At 44.5% G+C, this 25,871-nt stretch carries 26 protein-coding genes and 1 riboswitch; of the genes, 14 read left to right on the top strand and 12 right to left on the bottom strand.

The features are described from left to right. Window positions 1–6: 6 nt before the first annotated feature. On the bottom strand, window positions 7–1,182 hold the full coding sequence (locus ACIGG7_RS01235) for a hypothetical protein (RefSeq protein WP_397548455.1): 1,176 nt from the start codon (window positions 1,180–1,182) through the stop codon (window positions 7–9). A 385-nt stretch (window positions 1,183–1,567) separates the two neighbouring features. On the opposite strand from ACIGG7_RS01235, the gene ACIGG7_RS01230 reads away from it, so the two are divergent. The 11 genes from ACIGG7_RS01230 to ACIGG7_RS01180 all read left to right on the top strand — a co-directional run bounded on the left by ACIGG7_RS01230 (window position 1,568) and on the right by ACIGG7_RS01180 (window position 12,839). After that, window positions 1,568–1,696: a YflJ family protein gene (locus tag ACIGG7_RS01230; protein WP_224942039.1), complete on the top strand. Its 129-nt coding sequence runs from the start codon at window positions 1,568–1,570 to the stop codon at window positions 1,694–1,696. Window positions 1,697–1,908: 212 nt separating this feature from the next. Further along, window positions 1,909–2,010, top strand: a riboswitch (purine riboswitch). Window positions 2,011–2,153: 143 nt separating this feature from the next. Further along, window positions 2,154–3,347, top strand: coding sequence for a NupC/NupG family nucleoside CNT transporter (locus tag ACIGG7_RS01225; RefSeq protein ID WP_224942038.1), 1,194 nt, complete (start codon window positions 2,154–2,156; stop codon window positions 3,345–3,347). Window positions 3,348–3,439: 92 nt separating this feature from the next. After that, on the top strand, window positions 3,440–3,943 hold the full coding sequence (locus tag ACIGG7_RS01220; RefSeq protein ID WP_219167735.1) for an acyl-CoA thioesterase: 504 nt from the start codon (window positions 3,440–3,442) through the stop codon (window positions 3,941–3,943). 475 nt (window positions 3,944–4,418) lie between these two features. Continuing rightward, window positions 4,419–5,396: a BMP family lipoprotein gene (locus ACIGG7_RS01215; protein WP_397548454.1), complete on the top strand. Its 978-nt coding sequence runs from the start codon at window positions 4,419–4,421 to the stop codon at window positions 5,394–5,396. A gap of 21 nt (window positions 5,397–5,417) precedes the next feature. Further along, entirely contained in the window at window positions 5,418–7,076 is a 1,659-nt protein-coding gene (locus ACIGG7_RS01210; protein WP_397548453.1) for a methyl-accepting chemotaxis protein, read from the top strand. Window positions 7,077–7,615: 539 nt separating this feature from the next. After that, window positions 7,616–8,620 carry a rod-share determining protein MreBH gene (gene mreBH / locus ACIGG7_RS01205; protein WP_224942034.1) on the top strand — a complete coding sequence of 335 codons (1,005 nt, stop codon included), beginning with the start codon at window positions 7,616–7,618 and terminating at the stop codon, window positions 8,618–8,620. A gap of 190 nt (window positions 8,621–8,810) precedes the next feature. After that, complete coding sequence (locus ACIGG7_RS01200) at window positions 8,811–9,374, top strand: RNA polymerase sigma factor (protein ID WP_224942033.1); 564 nt, start codon at window positions 8,811–8,813, stop codon at window positions 9,372–9,374. Next, entirely contained in the window at window positions 9,371–10,087 is a 717-nt protein-coding gene (locus tag ACIGG7_RS01195) for an anti-sigma factor (RefSeq protein ID WP_224942032.1), read from the top strand. Before ACIGG7_RS01200 ends, ACIGG7_RS01195 begins: the two co-directional genes overlap by 4 nt. A 358-nt stretch (window positions 10,088–10,445) precedes the next feature. Continuing rightward, window positions 10,446–11,801, top strand: coding sequence for a copper amine oxidase (locus tag ACIGG7_RS01190; RefSeq protein ID WP_224942031.1), 1,356 nt, complete (start codon window positions 10,446–10,448; stop codon window positions 11,799–11,801). Window positions 11,802–11,875: 74 nt separating this feature from the next. Then, complete coding sequence (locus ACIGG7_RS01185) at window positions 11,876–12,523, top strand: class F sortase (RefSeq protein WP_224942030.1); 648 nt, start codon at window positions 11,876–11,878, stop codon at window positions 12,521–12,523. 88 nt (window positions 12,524–12,611) lie between these two features. Continuing rightward, a complete protein-coding gene (locus tag ACIGG7_RS01180; protein WP_224942029.1) occupies window positions 12,612–12,839 on the top strand; it encodes a hypothetical protein in 228 nt (75 codons plus the stop codon). 47 nt (window positions 12,840–12,886) lie between these two features. On the opposite strand, the gene ACIGG7_RS01175 is transcribed toward ACIGG7_RS01180, so the two are convergent. The 10 genes from ACIGG7_RS01175 to queF all read right to left on the bottom strand — a co-directional run bounded on the left by ACIGG7_RS01175 (window position 12,887) and on the right by queF (window position 22,716). Next, the gene (locus ACIGG7_RS01175) at window positions 12,887–13,954 is read right to left on the bottom strand and encodes a nitric oxide synthase oxygenase (RefSeq protein WP_397549076.1); all 1,068 of its coding nucleotides are present in this window, start codon (window positions 13,952–13,954) and stop codon (window positions 12,887–12,889) included. A 114-nt stretch (window positions 13,955–14,068) separates the two neighbouring features. Then, the gene (locus tag ACIGG7_RS01170) at window positions 14,069–14,584 is read right to left on the bottom strand and encodes a GNAT family N-acetyltransferase (RefSeq protein WP_397548452.1); all 516 of its coding nucleotides are present in this window, start codon (window positions 14,582–14,584) and stop codon (window positions 14,069–14,071) included. A 78-nt stretch (window positions 14,585–14,662) separates the two neighbouring features. Beyond that, entirely contained in the window at window positions 14,663–15,634 is a 972-nt protein-coding gene (locus tag ACIGG7_RS01165) for an NAD(P)/FAD-dependent oxidoreductase (protein ID WP_397548451.1), read from the bottom strand. An 86-nt stretch (window positions 15,635–15,720) separates the two neighbouring features. Beyond that, entirely contained in the window at window positions 15,721–17,595 is a 1,875-nt protein-coding gene (gene abc-f / locus ACIGG7_RS01160) for a ribosomal protection-like ABC-F family protein (RefSeq protein ID WP_397548450.1), read from the bottom strand. Between the two features lie 229 nt (window positions 17,596–17,824). After that, window positions 17,825–17,938, bottom strand: coding sequence for an RAxF-45 family protein (locus ACIGG7_RS01155; protein ID WP_318246429.1), 114 nt, complete (start codon window positions 17,936–17,938; stop codon window positions 17,825–17,827). 78 nt (window positions 17,939–18,016) lie between these two features. Further along, window positions 18,017–19,657 carry a DUF2339 domain-containing protein gene (locus ACIGG7_RS01150; RefSeq protein ID WP_397548449.1) on the bottom strand — a complete coding sequence of 547 codons (1,641 nt, stop codon included), beginning with the start codon at window positions 19,655–19,657 and terminating at the stop codon, window positions 18,017–18,019. A gap of 305 nt (window positions 19,658–19,962) precedes the next feature. After that, window positions 19,963–20,811 carry a YitT family protein gene (locus ACIGG7_RS01145; protein ID WP_397548448.1) on the bottom strand — a complete coding sequence of 283 codons (849 nt, stop codon included), beginning with the start codon at window positions 20,809–20,811 and terminating at the stop codon, window positions 19,963–19,965. After that, window positions 20,726–21,169 (bottom strand): hypothetical protein, encoded by a 444-nt coding sequence (locus ACIGG7_RS01140; protein ID WP_397548447.1) that lies wholly within the window; start codon window positions 21,167–21,169, stop codon window positions 20,726–20,728. The genes ACIGG7_RS01145 and ACIGG7_RS01140 overlap by 86 nt, the downstream gene beginning before the upstream one ends. Before the next feature lie 37 nt (window positions 21,170–21,206). Further along, window positions 21,207–22,106: an EamA family transporter gene (locus tag ACIGG7_RS01135; RefSeq protein WP_224942023.1), complete on the bottom strand. Its 900-nt coding sequence runs from the start codon at window positions 22,104–22,106 to the stop codon at window positions 21,207–21,209. Window positions 22,107–22,218: 112 nt separating this feature from the next. Next, on the bottom strand, window positions 22,219–22,716 hold the full coding sequence (queF, locus tag ACIGG7_RS01130) for a preQ(1) synthase (RefSeq protein WP_034761195.1): 498 nt from the start codon (window positions 22,714–22,716) through the stop codon (window positions 22,219–22,221). Between the two features lie 345 nt (window positions 22,717–23,061). On the opposite strand from queF, the gene ACIGG7_RS01125 reads away from it, so the two are divergent. Genes ACIGG7_RS01125 through ACIGG7_RS01115 form a run of 3 tightly spaced genes read left to right on the top strand, consistent with a single transcriptional unit; the run spans window position 23,062 to window position 24,843 of the window. Next, on the top strand, window positions 23,062–23,712 hold the full coding sequence (locus tag ACIGG7_RS01125; RefSeq protein ID WP_224942022.1) for a cobalamin B12-binding domain-containing protein: 651 nt from the start codon (window positions 23,062–23,064) through the stop codon (window positions 23,710–23,712). 52 nt (window positions 23,713–23,764) lie between these two features. Beyond that, complete coding sequence (locus ACIGG7_RS01120) at window positions 23,765–24,262, top strand: hypothetical protein (RefSeq protein WP_397548446.1); 498 nt, start codon at window positions 23,765–23,767, stop codon at window positions 24,260–24,262. 23 nt (window positions 24,263–24,285) lie between these two features. Then, entirely contained in the window at window positions 24,286–24,843 is a 558-nt protein-coding gene (locus ACIGG7_RS01115) for a beta-class carbonic anhydrase (protein WP_224942020.1), read from the top strand. 295 nt (window positions 24,844–25,138) lie between these two features. Here ACIGG7_RS01115 and ACIGG7_RS01110 read toward each other — a convergent pair whose 3' ends face one another. Then, a complete protein-coding gene (locus ACIGG7_RS01110; protein WP_397548445.1) occupies window positions 25,139–25,861 on the bottom strand; it encodes a 5-formyltetrahydrofolate cyclo-ligase in 723 nt (240 codons plus the stop codon). Window positions 25,862–25,871: the final 10 nt, after the last annotated feature.

Raw genomic sequence — 25,871 nt, 5'->3', positions numbered from 1 at the left:
TTAAGCTTATATACTTTTGAAAAGAAGAGAATCTTGAGGTGGTTGGGACGGTGGTGCGTTTAACCACTGATCATAGTAGAGATTCTTTTTCTCATACATATTGGCTTTTTGGAAGTTGACGGCCGTTGCATACTGCTCCGACACAACCCATAAAGAAGTTGATCCTGTTACCTGACTGCTCATTCCACCAGTACTGGAAGACTGACTTGGTGAGTTCATTGAAGTTGTCATCAGGACCGGTTCCATCTTTTTACGGGGTGGAAAAGGATGTTCGTTCTGATTTTTAGGTTCTGCCATCTTAACGGCTTCCTTTTCCTCAACTTTAACCGGTTTTGTAAGTATGGTTTTACTTAGTCTTTTTGCTTTGCTTATCTTATTGGAAATCTTATCAGGTTCGACCGTAACTTCTCTGATCGGTTCCTCCTGAACTTCTTCTCTCTCCATTTCGACATCCTCTGTGTCGTTCAAAGGCCCCTCGGGCACTTCTGTTTCAACGCCCACTTTAACAGCTGGTTCCTTTGAAACATCGGCGTCGACTACACCGGTATCCACTTTGACCTGTGGATCTTTGGAAACTTCCACATCAACGACCCCTGTATTCACTTTCACTTCAGGATCATCGGACAGGTCTACTTCCAATAAAGGTTCATCATCTGACAATGCGTCGGTCACGGGTTCCGTTGTCTTTTCCACCGTATTGGTGACCGTCTTCGTCGTTGAATCCACTGTACCGGTTACAGATTTCGTTGTTTGTTCAACGGTATTTGTAACGGCCTTGGTAGTGTTGTTCACCGTTTCCGTTACAGGAGCCGCTGAGTCCCCTACGATATCTGTAACTGGCTTTGTCGTGTTCTCAACGGTCTTGTTCGCTGTGTTTCCTACGGTTTTCATTGCGTTGTTCACTGTGCCTGTAACCGATTCTGTCGTCTCATCGACCGTATCTGTCACCGAATCAATCGTATTGGAAAGGACATTTCCATTCGACTGATGACCATCCTCAGAAGGCTTGTCCTTCTCCTCGTCAGGAGCGGACACGGCATTATTCACAGTCGTTGTTGCGGTGTCAGTGACAGTATTGACTTCATCCGTCACATTAGAGAGAAGCCCTCCCTCTGCTGAAGCAAAGGTTGGAATACTGATGACTCCAAGAAAAAGCAAAGCCTGAATTAGGCGTTTTTGCACTGCGTCTTGTCACCTCCTTCCGATTCAAATAGCGGATGCTGAAATGTTTTTTTGGGGGTGGTGCCGTATCTGTTGTACCTGGCACAAAAAGAATTGATTGTACCTGGCACACTTTTCGATAATCACTCTAAAAACCCACCATGCATCCGATTTTCACCAAGCTAACGAAGGTGGTTCATATTTGGATCACTTTTTTTATAAAAAAATTTTATTTTTCTTCTAAGAAATTTTCAGAAAAGGATGAATCCGAAAAATTCCGTTTACCCCCTTTCCCCATAAAAAGTGAGATGTTACAATGTACAACCGTAAGCAATCTTATCGTAGCTCGTAAAGAGTTAGTCGGAGATTCCAATCAATACTACGCAAAGAAAGGATGTTTATTTCAATGCATATCGGAAGCAAAGGCTGGTACGTACAAGAGCTAAAAAAAGCAGGCGTACGCCGTTACGAAGAACGCTATGTCGAATCCTACAAAAAACACGTTCTTGCAAATCTACTAGAACGCACTAAATAAAATGAGAGGGACGGACCTCGATTCCTATGACCTGGTCATAGGAATGAAGGTCCGTCCCTTTTTTATTTCAGCCATTCCCTAGCACTCTATTATTTTCGGAATTTTGTTAAAAATGGTTCTTATGGAGCACCACGTTTTTCCAACCTTATCTTTTTGAAAAAACGGTTGTGGGGGGCTTTCATCCTGTGATAAAGTAAAGAACATATTTTGAAAATAACTTCATACGAATTCCTTATATATCTATGGTGATATGGACCATAAGTCTCTACCTGGCAGCCGTAAATTGCTGGACTATAAGGAAAGTCTATATGCGATCTAGAAGTGTATGGAGACTTTCCCTATGTGTAGTAGAGAAAGTCTTCATGCACTTTTTTATTTTGATTTTTCAAGAAGTCTGACATCATACGACATACATCTGAGGATTCGGTGAAGAAACCACTTTTGGAGGATTGGTATTGTGAGTTTAGTGTTTGGCATCTTATCGTTACTTGGCGTTATATTCCTGGCATGGCTTTTGAGCAGCAATCGCTCTGCCATTCAATGGCGCACGATCGTCATCGGCATCTGCCTTGAATTTCTGCTTGTGCTTTTTGTGTTAAAGGTTCCCTTTGGGCAAACCGTATTGAAGAAAGCATCCCTTGGAGTCCAGAAAGTCATCGATTACAGTAATGAGGGAATCATGTTTGTTTTTGGTGGTTTTTTTGAAAAAGGGACGAATATTTCATTTGTTTTCGCCATCAATGTATTAGGCGCGATCATTTTCATTTCAGCTTTGATCTCAGCTCTTTATTACTTACGGATCATCCCGTTTTTCGTTAAATATATCGGAATTGGACTGGGGAAAATCCTTGGCACGACGAAGGTTGAATCATTTAATGCGATCGGGAATTCGTTTCTCGGATTGGCTGAGGCCCCATTATTGATCAAGCCTTACTTAGCGAAGCTGACCCGTTCCGAACTATTTGCCGTCATGGTAGGGGGAACTGCTTCAGCAAGCGGGGCCATCCTGATTGGATACTCATTGATGGGAATCGACATGAAATTCCTGCTTCTCTCAGTGTTCAGTGTTCCCATCGTTTCTCTTGTCATTTCAAAGATCATCGAGCCTGAAACAGAAGAATCCCAAACCAATGGAGATATTTCATTAGGGAAAACTACTCATACAAACGTATTTGAAGCGATCTCAGAAGGCGCACTGAGTGGAACGCAACTGGCCATCAACATCGGTGGACTACTGATTGCATTCATCGGGATTCTTGCCGCTGTAAATGGTTTACTCGGATTAGTCGATACGAGTCTTTCAACGGTATTCGGTTATGTATTCTATCCACTGGCACTCCTAGTCGGCATCCCGATGGACGAAGCATTCCGTGCCGCTTCCATCATCGGAACAAAGCTGTCTGTCAATGAGTTTGTGGCATACAAAGAGCTGTCAGGAATCATGAACGACTTGTCACCCAAAACGGTTGCGATCCTTTCAGTGGCTCTATGCAACTTTGCGAACCTGTCTTCCATCGGTCAGCTGATCGTCGGATTGGGTTCATTAGAGCCTACCCAACGTCCGATGGTATCCAAACTAAGCTTGAAAGCCATCATTGCAGGAACGCTTGCGAGCTTTATTACAGCCATCATCATTAGTATATTTCTATAACTTTTTCTCTCATTTAGGTTTCTTCCGGTGCCATTTTGTGAATAGTATAAGGTAGCAACCTTTTTGCACATTGAATACGGAAGGTGAAACCATTGAGAGAAAAAAAGACCATGAAAGAAACCAAAACTAGTAAAACGACCCACGTTCTTCCCCCGGACACGAACCATCACGGCACGCTGTTTGGTGGAAAACTGATGGCCTATATAGACGATGTGGCCTCGATTGCAGCCACCCGTCATGCCCGTAAGCCCGTCGTAACGGCTTCCACTGATTCCGTCGACTTCCTTCAGCCCATAAAGGTCGGTGACGCCGTTACATTGGAAGCTATCGTCACTTATACCGGGCGGAGTTCGATGGAGATTTGTGTGAAGGTGACATCGGAGGTACTTCTGACAGGCGAAACCAATGTGGCTGCCATTTCCTTCTTGACGTTTGTCGCACTGGAAGGAAATAAACCCGCCGTCATCCCTGAAGTCGTACCGGAAACGGAAGAAGAAAAATGGCTGAACGAAACAGCCAAAAATCGTGCCGAACACCGTAAAGCACGAAAGAAACATAGTGAAGAGCTGGCGGAGTTCTTCCGGAAAGCGTATTAGTTTTGAAAGAGATGCTTGTTGTGAGCATCTCTTTTTTTTGTGCGGTGAAATCGGCGTTCGCTGTTATATTCGGGATTTCTCCGTTAAAATTGACATTTCGCCGTTATATCCAGGATTTCGCCGTTAAATTGTTATTTTCGCCGTTATATCCTGGATTCCGCCGTTAAATTAACATTTTCGCCGTTATATCCTGGATTCCGCCGTTAAAATTGACATTTCGCCGTTATATTCGGGATTTCGCCGTTAAATTACCATTTCCGCCGATATATCCAGAATTCCGCCGTTAAAATTCAGATTCCGCCGTTATCCCCCTCCAAGAGCTATGATCCCCCCTTATCATCCACACCCATCAACCAAAATCACAACCTTCTTCCCTTTTTTCACCTCCCCCCTTCAAAATAGGTCCGTCCCTCCGATAATACAGAGGTACGGACATGTGAAGTGTCTTATCATTTTTATTTTTGGAGGTTACGGTTTGAAAAAAATAGTGAGTATGTTTCTTCTTGTCATGCTTTTGATGGCAGGGTGTTCTTCGCCTATGACGAAAGAAACCAGCAAAGAAAAGCAGCATAGTATCGGAATTCTTCTCTCGGACACGGGTCTTGGGGATGGTTCTTTTAATGATTCCGCCTTCAGGGGCCTTGAACGTGCCCGTGATGAGTTGGGGATTATATTTGATTATCGGGAAGCGCCGGACGGGGATTTCGAAGGAGCCCTACAGGAGCTTGTCGATCAGGATCATGAACTTGTCATCGGGCTTGGATTCTCCATCCAGGATGCCCTTGAAAAGGTTGCAGAAGAAAATCCCGATCAAAAATTCCTTTTGATCGACGGTTTTTCAGAACTCGATAATATTACATCCATTACGTTTAAAGAACATGAAGGAAGCTTCCTTCTCGGTATGGTGGCCGCAATGAAATCAAAGACAGGTACGATCGGATTCATCAGTGGAGCCGATGTTCCCGTCATACAGCGCTTTGAACAAGGCTATATACAGGGAGCGAAGTATATCAATCCTTCTATTAATATTATAAAAGATACGGCCAACAACTTTGGTGACGCCGGTTTAGGGAAGACCCTCGCTGAGAAGCAAATGAAACAGGGTGCCGACTTTCTTTATCCTGCCGCCGGTTTTACTGGTGTCGGTGCGATACAAGCTGCTCAGAAAGCAGGCATTTTATCGGGAGGGGTCGATTCAGATCAGTATTTCATCGCTGAAAAATCCGTCGTCACCTCCATGGTCAAAAAAATCGACAACGCTGTTTTCAACATAACAGAGGAACTTATGAACGAACAAAAAATTTCTCAGCATGCCTATGAACTGGGCATTAAAGAAGACGGTGTCGGACTTGCCCCGATCCGTGTCGTGAGTCTTTCACCGGAAGAAACAAAAAAACTGGAAGACGCTAAAAACAAAATCATCTCTGGTGATATTACCGTCAACATGCAATAAATCTACTTAAGGAGTAATGTCATGGCATTAAAAAAACGTTTATTGATCTTGGGGTTGATCCCCCTTGTCCTATCAACCATCATCATTGGGTATATCGTTTCACAATTGGTTTCCCTGCAAAATTCCACCAAAGACGATGTAGAGGTGCTGCTCGAGACTGAAACCTTGCGCGGGGATCTCATCGTGACGAAGCAGGCCCTATCGAATTATTCGGTGAACTCAACAGAGGAAAATAAGCAAATGGTCGAAAGTTTGCTAAAACAAACCTCTGCTCAAATCACCGACCTGAAGAAACTCATTTCAGTAAAAAACCAAAAACAGACTCTTTCTTCCATAGAGTCTAAATTCACCGATCTGAAATCGGCATCGGACAATGCTCTCAGCGAAATGGACAAAGCGGAAATCAAACGGCAGTCGATACGAATTTCCGGTGTTTTGAACGACATGTATCTATTGCATAAGCAAACAAACGAATGGTATGAAGATTTACTAGAAAAAAATAAGAGTCAGATCCAATTTATCGTCTGGGCCTCCATCATCGGTTTTATCGTGACGGTCCTTCTCTCTCTGGCAGCATCGAACCTGCTCAGCCGAAGAATTGTCAAACCACTGAACCGGATGGTGGATAATGCTGAAAAGATGGCTAATGGAGATTTAACGATCACGATCGATTCGGTCAAGGAGAAAAACAGCCGATTCGAAGTGGATAAGCTCCAAACAGCCTTTCAGCATATGGTCGAAAATCTGCGAAGTACGGTTCAATCCGTCCATGACATCGGAACCAATGTCGAACGGTTCACCCAGGATGTGCGCACACAGATGACAAGTCTGACGGAAAGCAGCAATCAGGTGGCACTTTCCACTGAAGAACTTGCGAAAGGAAGTCAATCGATTTCTGAGGATATCCAATCCACCGCTGCTCTTATGGCGGTGATGGGCGATGATTTCGCTCAGACTGTCGAACAGAGCGTCGAATCATCCGAGAGCAGTAAAGTGGCCCTTTCATCTGTCGGGAACGGTCGTACGTCTTTAAATCAGCAACAGGAGTTTGCCGAAATGATCGCTGAATCATCGTCCTCCATCATGGAGTCCGTTGAATCCTTCGCCCAATATACAGGGGAAATTGAGGATGCCGCCCAGGCGGTAAAAGAAATTGCCGATCAAACGAACCTACTTGCGTTGAATGCAGCCATCGAAGCCGCCCGTGCCGGCGACGCAGGGAAAGGTTTCGCCGTCGTGGCCCAGGAAGTGCGTAAGCTTGCTGAAGACTCTTCCGTTGCCACCGAGCGCATCGGTAGTATGGTTGGGAACATCAAACAGGGCATCCATTCGATTATGGATGCTTCCCAAAAAGGGAAGACTCTTTCTAACCAGCAGGTGGATTCCATGAGCTTGACGGAGCGGGCTTTTGAAGAGATCTCCGGTAATGTTTCTACGATCTTTGATAATCTGTCCAAGCTTGAAACCGGGATGCATGCCTCTTCCGAGCGGACCAATCAGGTGATTGCCGCCGTCGAAAACATTTCGGCCATCACGGAAGAAACCGCCGCCGGTACGGAAGAAATCTCGTCTTCTACAGAAGAACAGCTTCGTTACTTTGAACGTATGAATGAGCAAGTGGGCGAGCTGAACAAGATGACCACGGAAATGAAGAAACAACTGGAGCGATTTACACTTTAATAGATTGGGAGAATGCCTCGTGATGGGGCATTCTCTTTTTTAAAAATTGAAGGGTAAATGGATGGCTCGCCGATAAATTAGGATTTTCGCTGATATATCGGAAATTTCGCTGATAAATATAGTTTTTCGCTGATATAACCTACATTCCGCTGATAAATGAGGTTTCCTCCGCTACCTAGGTATAGAAATGCCCACGAAACCACCAATCAATCTCCTATATTCCGGTAATTACCTCACACCATTCCCCTACGACTCCCTTCCCCACTCTTTATGACTAGTTAATATAACCCCATATTATTATTACAGAACGTTTAAATTTTTTTAACGAACAATAAAGGAAGGTCCGCCCTCTTATACATACCAGGGTATAATAAACCCCTGTATGAAGACTTTTTATTTTTTGATTGGCGCTTTCACTTCTGTCATACTTTGTAACAATATGTCGGTGGTAAATATCTCCACCTACACAACCCCCGAAAATCTCCTATACTGTATAGAAGGTTATACTGTCTAGAATTCTTATAGTTGGAGGAATACTGATGTTATCAAACTCTGAAATTGGGATCGATTTAGGAACTGCAAATATACTTGTTTATAGTAAAAATAAAGGAATTATACTTAACGAGCCATCTGTTGTGGCCATCGACACTGAAAACAAAACGGTATTAGCTGTTGGAACCGAAGCCAAAAGCATGATCGGGAAAACACCAGGCAAAATTGTGGCTGTGCGCCCTCTTAAAGACGGTGTGATTGCCGACTTTGATGTGACAACTGAAATGCTGAAGCAAGTCATGAAAAAAGCGAGTAAAAAACTTGGATTCTCTATCCGTAAGCCTACGGTTGTTGTATGTACGCCATCTGGTGCGACAAGTGTTGAGAGAAGAGCGATTCAGGATGCGGTGAGAGGAAGCGGAGCGAAATCCGTGACCCTTATTGAAGAGCCTGTCGCTGCCGCGATCGGTGCAGATTTGCCAGTAGGCGAGCCTGTTGCCAACGTCATCGTTGATATCGGCGGAGGTACGACGGAAGTGGCGATCATCTCTTACGGAGGCGTTGTATCTTGTAATACGATCCGTATCGGCGGAGACCAAATGGATGAAGATATCGTTCAATACGTGCGTAAACGCTACAATCTGCTGATCGGTGAAAGAACGGCAGAATTAGTGAAAATCGAGGTAGGTCAAGCACTTATCGAGCATGAAGAAAGAACGATGGATATTCGTGGACGTGATCTTGTCACAGGTCTTCCAAAAACGATTGAACTTTCATCAAATGAAATCCAGAATGCCTTGAAAGAGTCTCTTCTACACATTTTAGAGACCATCCGTGCAACATTGGAAAATTGTCCTCCAGAATTAAGTGGGGACATTGTTGACCGCGGGGTCATCTTAACAGGTGGTGGATCCCTTCTGAATGGACTTCAGGATTGGTTGAGCCAGGAGATCGTTGTACCGGTTCATCTAGCTCCGAACCCGCTTGAATCTGTGGCAATCGGAACAGGACGTTCTCTATCCGTGATCCACAAATTGCAAAAAGTAAAATAAGCAGAAACCATCCCCCATTTGATTGGGGGATTTTTTTATCCTCTCACACAAAACCCCCTATTTACCCCACTAACATTTTCTTCAAACATTTGTGATCCAAATTCTTATTCCTCTCGTTAGCTTATTAAAATTGAGTTCTACTCCGTTGTCTAGTATCCTTATTTTATATGTCAAAGATAAGGAGCGTATTATGCCCGATGATCGTCAGGATATAAAACTATATCAACAAGTTTTGGCAAAAGACTCGACTGCATTACGACATCTCTATCAGCAATATGAAAAACTGATCTATTCATTCTCATACAAAATGACTGGAGACCGCGAAATCGCTGAGGAAGTGATCCAGGAGGTCTTCATGAAGCTGTGGAAAAAGCACTCTCCATATGACCACACCAAAGGAAAGTTTTCGTCATGGCTGTTGACGATGACGAGGAACACGTGCCTTGATGCGCTACGCAGACGAAAAAAACATGAATCGGTTGAATATATAGAGAAAGACTCCCTTCAGGTTTCCTATGAAACTCCCGCCGATCAACTGGAGTGGAAAGAAAAAGGAACAGCCATCAGGGATTGTATCCAAACATTGAAGGACGACCAGCAAAGAATCGTGCAATTATTCTACTTTAAAGGATTGACTCAACAATCCATTGCTGAGTCCACAGATACTCCACTCGGAACAGTCAAAGGAAGAATCCGCTTAGCCCTGAAACATTTACACACGTGTTTAAAAGGGAAAGGAGGTACATTTGAATGACAACACAACCATGCGATCAATTACTGGATTACTACAACGGACATTTATCTGAACTTGAGAAAGCTCAATTTGAGAAACATTTAAAGAGCTGCGCCCAGTGTCAGGAAGAGCTCCATGAATTGGAACAGCTAATAGAATTCATGCCTTTCGCCTCTGATGTTGTGGAACCTCCAAAAGACTTGGAAGACCGTGTTTTCGCTCATATTCTGGCTGATGAGAAATCGGCAGGCGTTGAACCAATCAAGAAAGCGAAGAAGAAAAACTCGTGGTTCCTTCCTTCTGTCGCGGCAGCATTAGCTCTTTCCCTCATCGGGAATGCTTATCTATTTACACAGCTCGAGGATCAGGAAGAAGTCGTAGAACAAGCTACAATCGATCAGGTCGTCCAATACGTCGACCTCGCCGCCGTCAACGGCAACGCTAAGGGAACCGCCAGCATCATCAAGCAAGGTACACAAACGAGCATGGTCGTCCAGGCTTCGGAGCTTCAGGACCTTTCAGATGAAGAAGTGTATCAGGTATGGCTCATAAAGGATGATAAGCCGGAGCGTGCCGGCACATTTGTCACTAGTAAGGATGGCAAAGGCTCTGTTGTATTTAAATTCAATGAAGAATTCACGAAGAAGGATTGGGATACGGTGGCCATCACCCTGGAACCGGATGCCAATAGCCAGCTTCCCCAGGGAGACATCGTGTTAGCCTCGGAAATATAAAAAAGTTTCATAAATGTTTTTTCGTCCAGCAGTCCTATACTGCTGGGCTTTTTTTATGGCTTATCTATCACGGGCTTAAATATTTTCGCCTATCGAAATGTTTGAGATATTCGAACTAGGGAATTAAGTCCTATGTAACAGAAGTTATACAAATAATAAACAAATGTTTTACTTATTTCCATTCTACTTTTTTTAAAAAGGATTACATAGTAAAAGAAGCTAGATCCATTCTACATCTATCACCCTACTTTTAACCTAATTAAAAAGAATAGAAAAAGTTTTAAAAAAAGTGATCCATGTTTCAACTTCTGTCGTTAGCTCTATGAAAATATAAAAAAACAAAAGGAGAGATTCCATTATGAAAATGAAAAAAAGTTATTTAGCCGTCCCATTAAGTATGACATTATTGATTCCGACTGCAGGTGCAGTATCAGCACATAACGGTGAAGATCATTCTCATGATGCCAAAGTGGATACACCGGCAGGAGAATTAAGAACAACATTGGATCGCTTACTTACCGAGCACGCATACTTAGCAGTCGAAGCAATGAGACGCGGAGCTGAAGGAGCAGAAGATTTCGACGCAGCAGCCGGTGCTTTAAATGATAACGCGGCAGACTTAAAGGCAGCCATCGCTTCAGTATACGGTGAAGAAGCCGGAAACCAGTTCAACACAATCTGGACGAATCACATCGGATTCTTCGTGGATTATGTAAAAGCTACCGGAGCTAATGATCAAGCAGCGAAAGACGAAGCCCTTGCGAATCTCGCGGGATATAAAGAAGAGTTCTCTAATTTCCTAGAAACGGCAACGGGTGAACGTTTGAAATCGGATAGTCTGGCAGAAGGTCTTCAAATGCATATCAACCAGCTGATTGGTGCATTTGATAGTTATGTTGCAGGAGACTATGAAAAGGCTTACGAATATGAGCGTGAAGCGATCAACCATATGGCCATGGTATCAAAAGGATTATCCAGTGCCATCACAGACCAATATCCGGACAAATTCGAAAACACGATGGCGGTGACTCCGGCAACGGACTTACGCTCTACTCTTAACCATCTGTTAACCGAGCATGCTGCTCTTGCGACGATGGCCATGCAAAATGGAATTGATGGTTCAAAAGACTTTGACGCTTCGGTTAATGCGCTGAATGCCAACACGGAAGATCTTTCAGCAGCCATCGCATCAGTATATGGTGAAGAGGCCGGTAACCAATTCAAAGAAATGTGGACGAAGCATATCGGATTCTTCGTGGACTATGTAAAAGCAACGGGTGCTGAAGATGAAGCTGCCAAAAAAGAAGCGATTAAAAATCTTGATGGATACCGTGCTGAATTCTCTAAATTCCTAGAAACAGCCACAGACGGACGTTTGAAATCCGATGCCCTTGCAGACGGTCTTCAAATGCACGTAGAGCAACTGACTGGCGCATTCGACAGCTACGCAGCAGGTGACTATGAAAAAGCATGGGATGGCATCCGCATGGCGTATGAGCATATGTTAAACCCGGCAAAAGGTTTATCAGGAGCTTTCGCTGATCAATTCCCTGATAAATTCAAAGCCAACATGCCTTCAGAAATGCCTAATACGGGTATGGGTGGAACCGCTGACGAAAACGAATTCCCATTCGAATTCCTTCTTGCAGCCCTTCTCATCATCGCGGGTGGAACAACACTTGGAATGAAAAAATACGCTTCACACAAACAATAATCTTTAACATGAGAGGGACGGACCTATTAAAGGTCCGTCCCCCAGTGTGAAGATGAAAGGAGTGGCTTCACATAATGTATACTATGAGGGTTGTACTTCTTGTGCTTGTACTATTGCCCATTTCTGCCTGTTCTGCTGGAATTAGTTCAACTTCTACAGGAGATCATCAAGCAGCTACGCAAACAGCAGAGAAGCAGGAAATGCCGACAACTCAGATGGCCAGTACCACAACCTCCCCTTCTCCATTTGCAGATACCATCATTAAAGATGAAAGAAGTGGAATCGTACCCGCTACCATTGAAATCCCTGCCATTGGTGTTTCCACATCCATTGAATCGGTAGGATTAAAGGAAAATGGTGAGATGGCCGTTACTGAAAGCTTTAAGACGACCGCCTGGTATCAGGGCGGATACAAGCCTGGTGAACCCGGTAATGCCGTCATCGGCGGGCATGTGGACAGCCGGAATGGTCCAGCGGTATTTTATAAGCTGAACAAGCTTTCAAAAGGGGACGAAATCACGGTAAAAAATAAAGCTGGAGAAAAGAGGACATTTGTTGTTATAGACAAGAAAGAATATCCTTGGGACGACGCTCCCTTGAAATCAATCTTTGGATATTCAGCTGCAAGCTCTCTCAATCTCATCACCTGTACAGGAGACTTTGATCACTCTGCACGAAATTACAGCAAGCGTCTGGTCGTATACACCGAATTGAAATCCTGACGGAAACAGCACGGACTCCCTCCGATGCTGTTTTTTTATGGATATTTTTAGAAAGAATTGAAATCCTAACAGTAAGGAAGGTGATACCATGAATGAAGAACAACTGGAAGATCTGTTCAGCTTCTATGGATATGAGGATTTATATAAACGATTCAAGACACCCCTTTATGTCACTGGAATCATGGATGATGCCGACACCGAATTACTCGAGGATTTCTTTGAGAACTTTACATTCGATGGCCGGGTATTGTTTGATGAGTTCAGATTCTGGTTTCAATATTATGAAGTATCAAAGCGACCGCCTTTTACTCTTTGACTCATAAAAAAAGCTGTTCTCTGCACATTCACAGAAAACAGCTTTTTTCAGTATGGTTTATCCTGATAGAAATAATTGGTCGCGTTCCACGCATTCCCATATTCTTTATGAAAAATATGAGTCGTCGCCGGTGAAACAGGCGGGATCAACCATGTCCAGTCCCCGGTTACCTCACGATCAGCTCTCTCCTCGTTTTCTTCAAACAGACGGAATTGCTGAGCAGCCGTATGGTGGTCCACAATGCTTACTCCATCTTCTTTAAAGCTGTGAAGCACAGCAATGTTCAATTCGATCAGGGCCTTGTCCTTCCACAATGTGGCGGCTCTCGATGTATCCAGTCCCATGCAGCTGGCCACTTTCGGAATGAGGTTGTAGCGGTTTTCATCCGCAAGATTTCGCGCTCCGATTTCCGTTTCCATATACCAGCCGTTGAACGGGGCCGCCTTATAGGAGATTCCGCCAATTTTCATTTCCATGTCAGAAATGATCGGGACTCCATACCACTTCAGCCCGAGATCCCGGAACCAATCAAATTCGGGGTGACGGAGAGATACCTGCAGTGTAAGAGATGGCTCGATTTCCCGTAGTTTCGGAGCCTCTTCCCCAATCTGCACGACGAACGGAAGAACGTCAAAGTCCGTCCCTTCTCCTTTCCATCCAAGCTCCTGGCATTTCCGTGTGAATTCAGTGGAATGGGGGTCACCGATGTACTGTCCATTTTCCTTATAACCTGCATACCGGATCAGTTGATGATTCCATAACCGTATGTCAGGCTTATTCGGGTGTGATGATCTGAATACCGTGATTGTTGGACGGATCCTGCCGCCGTTCGACGCAAATTCCAAATGCCGCTCAAGTGCCTGGAACACCTCCTCTTCCGTATCTGCTTCCCGCTCATCCAACACATTCAAGGAATTCCAGAACAGGCGGCCGATGCAGCGGTTGCTGTTTCTCCAGGCCAGCTTTGCGCCAAAGGAAAGCTCTTCTTTTGTATGGGTATAGGTTCCTTCTGTCGCTAGTTCATTTTCTATTTGTTGTAAACGAAACGTGATGTCTGCTTCGCTTTTATCCAGTTCTTTATACATTTGTTCAATGAAGACTTTCGCCTCATCCATAATCGGTGTCAATATAATCGCTTCCCTACTATCTTATTCAGCGCATACTGTACCTTCAAGTATACCATTTTTCCCATACCTTTTTCCTTGGTACATTTGAACAACCGTTGAATTCTAGAGAGTCACGGCTTTCTCATAGCATCGGTATTCCTGGTGTCCCTCAGGCTTTGTGGTGAAATGGACGGAGCCACGGTATTCATATCCCATTTTCTCATAAAGAGCCTTCGCTCCTGTGTTCCTTGAGTAGGCATCCAACCGGATACTCCTGTATCCTTTCTCACCTGCCAGCTCCTCACATTGTTCCATGAAAATCTTACCGAGGCCATTCCCCTGCTGAAGCGGATCGAGAAACAAAGCGTGGATTACCCATTCGTCTTTAAGTTCCCATGGAATTTCCGACCATTCAGGTGACTGCCACTCATTTAAAGTAGCTGATCCCGCCACTTCGCCGTCCACCATCAGCACATAAAGATTCCCGTTATCCATCACTTCTTCAAAATACTCCCTGCTCGGGTACTCGTCATTCCATTGAAGCATTCCTTTTTCATCCAGATCTTTTTTGCATCTTCTATACACATCCATAATCGTGTCGAGCTGCTCTCTACTTGCCTTGATCAATTGTATCGTCATCGTATGTCTCCCGCTTATCGATTGAATTATGTAGCTCTTTGTAGTGTTTGTCCTGAATGTGGTCGTTATGCGGGTATATCATATTCCCTTCCGCTTCTCTGCTACCCTTTCCCCTGCAGAAATGCCGGATAAATAGGCACTCTCAAAGCGTGTTCTTCCCGCTTCATCTTGTTCACGGAGAAACGCATCTCCGCAGATGATGATCCGGTTATCGCAGCCCGTTTCTATGAATGGCTTTCGGATCACAGTCTCTGCTTCTGCATATCTCCAACGTTTCAACTCCGCTCCTGCAATCTCACTTCCCTCTGCAAGGTAACGTTCTGCCACCTTTTGGATTTCTTTCAGTACCCCATTGTCTTCGAACTGTTCATTCTTCTTTGACCACTCACCTGTCATATACACACTGACCGTTACGGACTGTGAGATACCTTTCTTATGGTGATCCACCACCCTCTCTACCCCTTGAGGCAACTCATCATCCAAATGTCCTGGTTCGGGGATACTGCTTGGACCTTCAAGGGTGAACATGCCCACGAAACAAGGAGCAAAAGAAATCGTCGATAGCTCGTCTTGTTCCATTCCCTTAAGCAACGATAAAGCCTGGGGCGCTGGCGCCGTCACAACGCAATGATCCGCTGAAATGGTTTCACCATTCTCCAGTTCCACTTCCAGAGGTCCGTCCCTCCTGTCACGAATGGCACTTACTTTCGTGTTCTGTTTGACAGGGATGGTTTCTGCCAATTGTTTTGCAAGGGCATTCATCCCGTTGACGGATGTGTATCGGGGATAGGGGTTCCCGAACCACCGCTTTACCCATCCTGCTTCTAGCCACCTCTCCACATCCTTTTGAAGCTCCGAAGATCGCACAGTGAAAAATAGGGCACCGTGGTCAGCTATTCCTTTATCGATCCTCCTTGTGGCGAGCCTTCCGCCGACGCTCCTGCTCTTTTCTACTATAAGAATATCTTTTATCCCCTTGTTCAAAAGGGTTCTGGCCGCCATGATCCCTGACAGGCCCCCTCCGATGATGATCACTTCTTTCTTCTCCATGTTCCTCATCCTTTCTTTGGTTTCTTTATACGGATTCCTTCTTAGAAATTGAAAGGGAGATGACTGTTGTCGTCATCTCCCTTTTCCTATGCCAATATGTCTTCTAAGTCCTGATACATTCTGTTCCGTTCCTGCTCTTTCTGTTCTTTGTCCTTGTAAAGTTCTTGAAGGACATCAAGATCTTGTTCAGAGAGAAGCTTTTGTTCAATGATAAAGATCTCCTCTTCCATCCGTTCGAGGTCAGCTTCTATTTCGTCCATGTTTCGTGCAGGTTTTTCTGGAGCCGGTTTAGGCGGTGTATCCTTCACCACCTTTACAACAGGCTCTTCCGGTGCGATTTCGGGAAGCTTTTCCTTCGCCCAGCTATAGGGTCCGTCGAAGAAATAAAGCTCGCCCCGGTGAATCCAGTATGTTTTATGAAACAGTTTATTTAAAAAGTAGCGGTCATGGGATACGGCAAGGATCGTGCCCTTGAAATCGTCCAGTGCATCCTCAAGCACCTCTCTCGAATCGATATCCAAATGATTCGTCGGCTCATCAAGGACAAGGAAATTAATGTCCTGATGCATGAGCTGGGCAAGTCTGAGCCTCATCTTTTCCCCTCCACTTAATTGACCGACCTTCCTGAACACATTCGGTCCATAAAACAGGAACTTCGCGAGGATATGACGGGCATCCCCTTCTGTGACAGGTACTTCTTCCCTGAAGGCATCAATCAACCTCACTGAAGGATCGGCCACTGTAAAGTGCTGAGACAGATATCCGAGCTTCACATTGCTTCCGAGTTTCACCACGCCGTTATCCGCGGTTTCCTCCCCAAGGAGCATCTTGATGATCGTCGACTTCCCTGTTCCATTCTGGCCGACAATCGCTGTACGGTCCTTGAAATGGACGTTGAGACCTGCTTTTTCAAATAAAGTTTTTTCCCCATAGGCTTTCGAGACATCCTCCATGGAAAAGACGATTTTCCCGCTTCGATCACTTTCCTCAAATTCCAACCCCATCTTTTTCCGGTCAAGAATCGGTCGCTTGATTTTCTCCATTCTCTCCAAGGCTCTTTCCATATTACGTGCGCGCTTGTGTAGGGCTTCATTCGGGGGATTAGCCTGATTCGCCCATTCTCTCAGCCTTTTAATGGCTTCCTTCATTTTCTTGATTTTCTTCTGTTGCTCCTGATAGGCCTGAAACTCGATCATCAGACGTTCTTCCTTTTCTTTCACAAATCCGGAGTAATTCGTATGATAAACCGTCAGCTCGCCGTCCTCTAAGTCGTACACTTTGTTAATGACGTGATCGAGGAAATATCGGTCATGGGAAATGCACATCACGGTTCCTTCATACTCTTTCAAAAAGTCCTCCAGCCATTCGACTGCACCGATATCAAGATGGTTCGTCGGTTCGTCCAGAAGCAGTAAATCCGGCTTTTGCAATAAGATCAGACCGAGACAAAGCTTTGTCTGCTCTCCTCCGCTACAGCTGGTGAAATCTTTTTCCACAAGCTCTTCAATATCAAGACCGTTCACGATTTTCGCGATACTGGACTCGATCTCATACCCTCCTAAAAGAGTGAATTCATCTTGACGTTTTCCGTATTCCTCTAGTAATCGATTGAGCTTCTCAGGATCCTGCTCGGCTCCCATCTTGCTTTCCAGCTCTTTTAAACGCTCTCCTATTTCGATGAGTTCAGAAAACGCTGATCTCAGGACGTCGATCCCCTTCGTTCCTTGCCCGTACTGAGGAATTTGTGCAAGGTAGCCTACCTTCGCCCCCTTTTTTAAATGAACGAGTCCTTTATCCGGTGTTTCCACTCCTGATAGAAGCTTAAAGATCGTCGTCTTTCCTGTCCCATTCCGACCGACGAGTCCGATCCGGGATCCTTCCGGTATTTCAAAAGATAAATCTTCAAATATGAGATTTCCACCAAACATCTTACTTAATTCCTGTGCGCTGCAAATAATCATTTTCCTCTTCCTTTCGGGTATCTTTATATAAAGGTAAGAGATTCAACAAAAAAGCCATGGAGAAGCAGAAGGCTCCCCCATGGCTGATGGACATGCGGAATGGAATACACCGCACCCCCTCTTTTTATAAAAGAAGATATAAAAAAAGAGAGCGAAAATGCCCCCTTTTTCCGATTCTTTCATCAAAAAGTGATTGGAATTGAGACCTCTTACCGTTCAGTATTCATATTCACTTGCTGAAAAAGGGCATACGTGTCCCCTTGAACGCAAATGCATGAAAAATTGCACGGCAAAGGTAAATAAAATCTAAATACTTCCCACGCAATCCTACAGAACGATTCATCTCAATTCCACCTCCTTTTCTTAATCACGATCGTTATTGGTTCTATTATATAATTATTCTGAAAGCTTTTGCAACGTGTTATTTCTTTTTATAGAGAATCCTTGATAATACGAGACCGATCACACCGATTGGAATCAGGATCATGGCTCGGATCGTGAAGTCCAGGAACACAAGGTCGGCAAGGAAGAATTTCACCAGCGCCAGGGCCAGGAAGCTGATCCCCACCCAGCGGTAAAACACATCCTTTCTGCTTTCCCCATAAATGAGATAGCCGATGGACAATGTTGCGATCGCTACAGTGAAGGCCGTCGTCCTCGGTGTATACTCCCAGCCGATGACGATAAAATCGGTCAAACGCAGGATAAAGAACATCACGAGACCTGTCAGAAAGACTTTCACCGTGGTCGTTGAAACATCCAAGAAAGAAGATTCCTCTTTGTTAAAACGGGAGAACACATACACATAAGTAAATGCAAAAATGAAAATCGGCAGCTCCACACTGAAGAAATCTTCCGACGCACTGGTCATCATCCCCAAGAACGAAAACATCATCAAGAGAAATGAACCGGCAAAGCTGACATAGCTTTCTCTTCTCCCTGCAAGCCACAACAGGGCATTCGCCTCGATGGCCACCAGCACGAAGCGCCAATCGTACTCAAACCATTCGAACAGGAAGAGCAGCACATGCAGGAATCCAAGGACAAGCAGGACATCCTTCGTCCGCTTCTTTTCCTTTGGCTCAATGAAGGAGACCCCGATATACACAGCAGCAAACGCGACATAGTAGAGAAGTGGAATCTCTGCATAAATATCATTCAACAATCCAAGAAGGATGAAGCTGCCTGTCACGAGAGCCGGAATCATCTCGGCACTCACCCGTTCATCCCGATTAAGGACAATCAGCAGCAGGATGTAAGCGTGCTGGATCGCAAATGGGATCAGCACGGTCAGCGTGACCTCCCCAACTCCAAAGGCCGCAAAGAAGAATAGTGAAAAATAGAGTAAATAATAATGAATATTCCAGGCGATCCGGTATCTCTTTAACGTACTGAACGTCATCAGCACAAAGAACAGCACAAGCTCGTAGCCGTAAAACAGCCACTCATTCCGTTCATCCCCTGCAAAAATGAATGGGAACAGATAGGCACCTGTCCCGATCAAGCAAAGGATCAATTGAGAACGGTGCTTATGGGATGCCCACAGTCCCACAGAAATGATCAGGATTAATAAAAGATTCGTGATGAGTCCACCTATATATCCGTAAAGGATATTGGCTGAAAATAACGTGATGATCGCAAGGACAATGCTTCCCGATATAAGCGTGATGGATAGTTTACGCTGATCCCGGCTGTACCTCTCACCAAGTGCGAACATGACGATACTGATCAGGGCTCCGGTCAACACCCTCAACCCTGGTGTCACCCAGCCGTTTTGGGAAGCCGCCATGAACCCCCAGATACTCCCTATTAAGAGAACGAACAGAAATACTTTTGGAAGCCAGCGTTCGACTGAGAAGTCAAATGGCTCTTTCTCTATAAAAGGCTCTGTTGTTTCATCAGCTGTGATCTGCGTTTCAGGCTCCTTGTACACCTCCGCTTTTTGTATAACGGGTGATTCTTTCTCGCTCTTTGCCTGAATCAACTGCCTTTTGACAAGATACAGTTCTTTTTCCAGAAAGCTGATTTTTCTCTCGAGCCTCTCAAGTTCTTCTTTTTCCAATATTTCCACCCCCTTACTTCTATTTATACAAGAAGATTGAAATATTTCCCTTTATTTTTTCCGCTCTTTTTGCATAGATTGTTGCTATAAACAGGCGAGCAGTTGTTGATTTCCGCTCCAGGTGCTCGCTTTCCGCGGGGCTGGCGGTGAGCCTCCTCGGGCTAAAGCCCTGTGGGGTCTCACCTGTCCAGCGTTTCCCGCAGGAGTCGAGCACCTTCCACTCCAATCAACTTTCTGAGTATCAGTTTTTTGTACAACTAAAATATTCAAAAAAAACTCCACCTCATAAAAAGGTGGAGTTTCTTCTATGCTAATCTCTTAAAGTTTTGACCCAAGATTTCATTCATCGTGTGAACAGTGATGAATGCACGGTTATCAACCTGGGTGATGAAGCCTTTCAGCTTGGAGAAGTCCTTACGCCCAAGGATCGTCGTGATGACTTCTTTCTCGTCGGACGTGAACGCTCCCGTTGCTGTGTGGATCGTCGCCCCTTTACCAAGTTCATGGACGATATAGGACTTGATTTCATCACTGTAGCGGCTGATGATGACAATCTCTTTATTGGAATTGAATTGCTGCAGCGCATAATCGATGACGAGTCCGTTCAGGATGACACCGAAGAACGCATACATGCCGACTTGCGGTCCAAATAGTACAGCAGATGAAAGGGCAATGGACAAGTCCGCTAAGAGGACGCCACGGCCCACATCTATATTGAAATATTTATTAAAGATCAAGGCAATGATATCTGTTCCACCTGTTGATGCCTGCTGGTTGAACACGATGGCCATACCGGTTGCGGCAATGCACTGACCAATGATCAATTGAATCAAAATATCATTGCTGAGCGGCGCACTCATCGGAGCGAATTTCTCCAGTAACCAGACATAGAATGAAAGAGCAAAACTCGCATAAATCGTTTTTGCACCGAAATTGAAGCCGAGAAAGATCACACCGACGATAAACAGGATGACATTGATGATAATCATGAACAGTCCAAGAGACATTCCCGGGAACAAATCGTTCATGATGATCGACAATCCACTGACTCCCCCTGTCGCTAAATTATTAGGCGATAAGAAAAAATGGACATTCACCGAAACAAGAAATGCACCGAGATTCATCAATAAGAAGGATAATATTCTTTGTCGCATCACCGCAACCTCCTTTTTCTTTTAGATTTTTTTGGTTTTCCGTAAATGGTTGAACAACGGGATTATAAAGCCCATGAAGACCCTTTGTAAAGGGAATCCGGCTAAAAAAATAAGGTTTAATAATTGTGACAATTGGAAGGGTTTGCAGATGTGTAGAGGATGGGATTTTGGTTTCTTGCGGTAGTTTCTGTGGGAATTGGGTTGCGAAGGGAAATTGTCGTATTTTGTAGAACGGTCGATAAGTTGTGGTCTTCGGTTGATAAAATGAAAGAACGGTTGATATCTTGAAAATTCGGTCGATATATCCTGATAACGGTTCAAATTTCTCCATAAAGGGGCGATAAATCTCGCCAACCACAAAAGAAGCCCCCTTCATCCAAGAAGGGAGCTTCCATTTACCCAAATTGTTTTCGTGATCGGGTAGGTCTTATATCAAATTGAGGGATTGCGATTCCAATTAATATGAGCAGTATTCCCAGGAACTGAAGTGGAAGAACCTGTTCCTCCAGGATCCACATGGCTGCAAGGATGGCCGCCGGAAGTTCCGCCGCCCCCATGATCGTCGATAAACTCGAATCGATATGCGGTGTGCCGATGGCGAAAAACACAACGGGAAGGATGCTCCCGAATATCCCAACGAGCATACCGAAGTCAGCCATCTCTACAAGCTGTACCGGCTCATGTAAAAAGTCGGGGCGAAACGCGATGAGTACGACAAGCAGACCACCAAGGGTGATCATCATGCTCTTTTGAATCGTCGGAACTTCTTTTGCCACTTTTCCACTGAAGAAAAGAAACAGGGCGAAAGTGATGGCTGCAAAAAATCCAAATAGGATACCTATACTGTTTTCAGCCCATCTGAAGTCTGATGAAGAGCCGATCCCGCCCGCCAACAGGGTCCCCATCCAAAGAAACAATACTGACAGTAACTTTTTATTAGAAGGAAGTTTTCTTAAGTAGATGGATTCAATCAACACGCCGATCCACGTAAATTGAAAAAGCATGACAACCGCAATGGATGCAGGAACTGCTTGAAGACTGAGCCCATAAAAGATCCCCGTCATGCTGAGTAATAGTCCGACTCCAAGGAGCGAGATCCAATGCTTTTTACTCAACCTTATTTTTTTCGTAAAAAGAAACGCCAGGAACAGCATGGCCACTCCAAATAAATATTGAACACCCGTCACCTCTGACACCGAGTACCCCTCGGCGAATCCCAGTTTTACGACAGAAGCATGAATCCCGTAGGAGCCCGCTCCGATTAATACACAAAGAGAAGCGTTTAATGGTCTCATCCTGCCCCCTCCTTTTCTATCTCTCAAGCAAGTATAATCCCCGTTATTTATTTCGGCAATAGAAATATCCGCCTAAAAAAAGAACGATTCTTTAAAGAATCGTTCTTACATTTTATCGATTATCTATTTTCTCAGGGTACAAATCATGGTTCATCAAGCGATGGTCGGCCATTGTTTCGTATTTCGTACCAGGCTTTCCGTAGTTGCAGTAAGGGTCGATGCTGATACCACCGCGTGGAGTGAATTTCCCCCATACTTCGATATAGCGCGGATCCATTAATTCGATGAGATCGTTCATGATGATGTTCATGCAATCTTCATGGAAATCCCCATGGTTACGGAAGCTGAACAGATAAAGCTTTAATGATTTACTTTCTACCATCTTCTCACCTGGAATATAGCTGATATAGATGGTTGCAAAGTCCGGCTGTCCTGTCTTCGGACAAAGGCTTGTGAATTCCGGGCAATTGAATTTAACGAAATAATCCCGGTTCGGATGCTTATTGTCGAATGCTTCCAGAATGTGTGGAGCATATTCAAATAAGTAATTGGTTCCTTGATTCCCTAATAATGATAAATCTGTTAAATCTTCGTCTTTTCGTCCTGACATATAAAAATCCTCCCTTTCAGAGTGCTTCGAATGAAGGAGGACATAGCATTAGCCTAAGAATCGACATAACAGGCGGGCAAATTGCAAAAAATGTTTGTTCCTGTTACGCTTAAAGGATACTTGGCGGAAAATAAGCCAAGGTCAGATTCGTAGAACCATAGTTTTTTATAGAGGGTTAATGCTATGAACCTCTCTCAGGCAGTTAAGCGATATATAGTGTTACAGTGGTAATATTAAATAAGAATGATGGGAAAGTCAATCCAATTATAGATTGAGCTAGTGGCAGGAATTTCAATTCGATCTATTGAATATAGTAATTGGTATTTTCACTAGGAGTGATCAAACATGAATCAACTGGTCCAGGCTTTCACCAAGTCCATCCTTGCTGGAGATGTGCATGCACTGATGGAATTGCATTCCTCTTCCATTCACTCAAAAGTAGATAATTTCACTTTTTACGAGAAAATTATTAAGCCATCCATGTACAGGATCGGTGACCTTTGGGAGAAAAATCAAATTACCGTTGCAGATGAGCACCTGGCCACTGCAACTTTAAAGTATTTACTTGCTCATGTTTTTACCCACCACGAAGCTTTTGAAAACCATCCGAAAGCTCTTTTATTTTGTATAGAAGGCGAGCAGCACAGCCTTGGTCTAGAGCTTGCAAATGAAGTATTCAAAGAAAAAAAGTGGAATACCCGCTACCTGGGTTCCAACGTACCAATCAAGGATGCCCTGTCCTTCATCGGTGCATGGGAACCACATGTCGTGGGGATCTCGATTGGTATGACAACGGAACTGACTAGATTAAAAGAGTGCATCGAAGGAATCAGGTCTCAACATGAAGAAATTGAAATCCTTGTCGGAGGACGGCTGATTTCAAACTATTCCCTTGATTTCTTGGATAAATCAAAGGTAACAAGCTTTCACGATCTGGTAGAACTCAATGAGTATCTAACGGATATGTCAAGTGGACTTGTTTCCATGAAGGGCTAACTCCTTAATCACATGCAGCCTAACAATATAAGGTTCACACAGGAGTGATCATGTGGAAAATTTGCATTTATGCCCAATTCCTTATCTGATACTGGATAGGCAATTCAATTTAATAGATGCCTCAAATTCAGGCTATGATTTCTTAATGCCCGGTGAAAATTTCATGTCCATCATAGAAGAGGAAAGTTCACCGAAGTTTGCCCGGATCATCCATAAAGATTCTCAAGGTGAAATGGAACTGAACTTGAAGAAGAACCATTCTTTTGAGCTTTTCGACCTCTTCTTTCAATTTTCAGAAGTACAGCAATATTTCCATGTAGCCATCATTGCAAAGGATGATCAGTATAAAAAGGTATCGGAGCAAATGAACGGCCTGTTCGATCTGATGGGAAAGTCCACTTATCCAAGGAAACAACCAAACCTGACAGAAGTGCTGGCAAAGGTTTCATCCTTATATTTAAAGCTTTCCAATACATCTGATTGGAATCGGCAAGAGATTATGGATAAAATAAAAGAGATTGAACATCACATTCAAAAAAATGTGAAATAATTTCATTTATAGGAGAAGACGATATGACTTTATTAACGGACATACTAGATTACAATCAGCAATTTGTAGAAGAACAATCATATGAAGAGTACCGGACAACAAAGTTTCCGGACAAGCGCCTGGTCATTCTCACTTGTATGGATACTCGTTTAGTAGAGCTCTTACCTAAATCCATGAACATGAAAAACGGTGACGTTAAGGTTGTCAAAAACGCTGGCGCCGTCGTAAGCCACCCATTCGGAAGCATCATGCGCAGCCTGCTCGTTGCAGTCTATGAACTTCAGGCAGATGAAGTACTAGTGATCGGTCACCATGACTGCGGCATGAGCGCCATCAACAGCGACCAAATCCTGAACAAAATGACGGAACGCGGCATCACGCAAGATACACTCGACACCGTCAACTACTCAGGGATCGACCTACACGACTGGTTGAAGGGCTTCAACTCCGTACAGGAAAGCGTTGCCCACAGTGTCGACATGATCAAAAACCATCCGCTGATGGATAAAAAGATCCCTGTCCACGGACTTGTCATCAGCCCAGAAACAGGGAAGTTGGATCTTGTTGTAGAAGGGTATTAAAGAAGAAAAGCGGAAGGGGCTTGCCCTGGGGCGACAAGCATAAGACGAGTCACCCAGAAAGGCGTTTTTTGCCTTTTTGGGTGACTTGGCTTATGACCTCGAGCCCCAAGCCCCTGGAGCTGGACAAATCGAAAAGCGGAGGCGGCTTGGGCAGCCCCGACAAGCATAACTGGAAAATCCCTGAAGGCGTTCTTTGCCTTTGGGGATTTTTTTGTATCACCTTGGAGGGACGGACCTCCAAAATCACCACTATTCACTAGAGGATCCTTATCATATCAATGTTTCTGTTGTTAAATCAGAGGTCCGTCCCTCTGGCAAAACCCTTCAATTCTTTCAAGATCGGCATTTTTCCCATTTCGTCTGCGGTTACGTGGTCCCACTCGATTCCTAGTGGTTTTGGGTATGGGGTGTTGGTTTCTTTGATGCCTTCTTCGGTTATGATCCAGTCGACTGCGAGATCGTAGGAATCTCTTGGGATGTTGTCTTCTACGAGCTGCCTGCTATTAATGGTTGTGATGACCGGTACCGGCTTATTCCCGATTTCCCGGAGTATGGCATATTCACGGTCGGCATAGCCCTCTCCCTTCCCAAGCCTCCTACCGTCGGGGTGGATGGCAACGGAACCCACCACAATCAGGTCGATGTTAGGTATGTCCGTCAAGGGTACGACTTTTCCATATGTATTCATATGCTTGATGCTCGCAGCTTTTCTCTCTTCCCCGCCAGGGACCCATTCAGGCTTGATCATGACAAACCCGTCCTTTAAGCGTGGCGTCGGAATGAGCAGGGTTTTACCGTCCTTTAGGATAGCTGCCCGGAGAGGAAGCTGAGGGGCATCCGGATTCACTTTTACTACACCTGCCGATTTATAGATATCCATACTTTGTACATGTGAGGCCGCTTTTTCTGCCCCTTTAACATTTGGGATCCTCCCCACTAACGGAAATGGAAACCTGCCAAGCTTCTCTTCGGTCAGGCGGCTCCATACTTTGTGCCTAATTTCATCCTTCACACTCATACTTTTCTCT

Source organism: Rossellomorea sp. NPDC077527 (assembly GCF_044542955.1).
GTDB lineage: Bacteria > Bacillota > Bacilli > Bacillales > Bacillaceae_B > Rossellomorea > Rossellomorea aquimaris_E.
Note: the sequence above shows the minus strand (reverse complement) of the source record. Positions and strands in the feature narration are given on the sequence as shown.